This window comes from Hymenobacter saemangeumensis (genome assembly GCF_039541835.1).
In the GTDB taxonomy this organism is placed as follows: domain Bacteria; phylum Bacteroidota; class Bacteroidia; order Cytophagales; family Hymenobacteraceae; genus Hymenobacter; species Hymenobacter saemangeumensis.
Genome location: NZ_BAABGZ010000039.1, coordinates 1 through 1,151 on the forward strand (window position 1 = coordinate 1; position 1,151 = coordinate 1,151).

Genomic DNA, 1,151 nt, shown 5'->3' on the forward strand with positions numbered 1-1,151 from the left:
CAGACTAAACGCATTCGGAATGGAGCGCTAAATTGGGCGCTTTGCGCCGATGTCGCTGCTCACTCACCTAGCCCAAGTACCGGATTTTCGCCAGCCAGGCGGCAATCTGCGTCACGCCCTGCTTGATATTCTTGTTATCAGTGTCTTAGCTGTACTCAGTGGGGCCGACGACTTTGTGGAAATGGCCACTTTTGCCGAGCGCAAGCTGCCGGTGTTGCGCCGCCACTTGGCCTTAGAAAACGGGCCGCCCTCCCACGACACCTTTCGGCGGGTGTTTCAGCAGTTGGACGCGGCCCGCTTCAACGCTGCCTTTTTGAGCTGGGTGCGCCAGTTGCTGCCCGCCGCTGTGGCCGAGCAGGTCTGCATCGACGGCAAGACGTTGCGCGGCTCCGGCCCGCAGCCCCTGCACCTGGTTTCGGCCCTGGCCCGCGCCGAAGGCCTGTGCCTGGCCCAGGTGGCCGGGGCCGGCAAGGGCCACGAGTTGGCTGCCCTGCCCAACGTGCTGGCCCTGCTCGACTTATCGGGTGGGGCGCTGGTGAGCCTCGACGCGCTGGGCTGCCAGCCGGAGGTAGCCGCGCAGATTGTCGAGCAGGGCGGCGATTATCTGCTGGCCCTCAAGCACAATCAGCGGGGCCTACGGGCCGAGGCCGAGCGGGCGCTCACCGGCGTGTCCCCCGCTCATGAAGCCTGGGGCTGGGGGGCGGGGAATGTACCCGTGCGCTGGCAAGTGGCCGTGCAGGCCGACCTGCGCTGGGTGGACGAAGCCGGGCGCTGGCCCCGGCTGGCCACGCTGGTGCGGGTCGAGGCGCTGCGCTGCCCCCCGGCCGGTGAGCCGCAGGCCCAGCCCGTGCGCTACTACCTCAGCAGCCGCAACGGGCTGACGGCGGCCCAGGCGCTGGAAGCCGTACGCGGGCACTGGGCGATTGAAAACCAGCTGCACTGGCACCTGGACGTGACCCTAGCCGAGGACGCGCACCGGCTGCGCGACAAACAGGCCGTAGAAAATGTGGCCCTGGTGCGCAAGATGGCGCTAAACCTGCTCCGGGCCGACCCCGAACCCGGCAGCCTCAAAGTCAAGCGCAAGCGCCTGGCCTGGGACGACACCTTTCTTGACCGCCTGTTAGCCCAACTGGCCGAATGCGTTTAGTCTG

At 67.2% G+C, this 1,151-nt stretch carries 1 protein-coding gene; it reads left to right on the plus strand.

Going from position 1 to position 1,151, the window contains the following annotated elements:
* Nucleotides 1-49: 49 nt before the first annotated feature.
* Nucleotides 50-1,147 (plus strand): ISAs1 family transposase, encoded by a 1,098-nt coding sequence (locus ABD919_RS13875; RefSeq protein WP_345236618.1) that lies wholly within the window; start codon nt 50-52, stop codon nt 1,145-1,147.
* Nucleotides 1,148-1,151: the final 4 nt, after the last annotated feature.

Excerpts from the sequence above, each read along its gene's own strand:
- ABD919_RS13875 (WP_345236618.1), top strand. The coding sequence starts at position 50 with ATGTCGCTGCTCACTCACCTAGCCCAAGTACCGGATTTTCGCCAGCCA.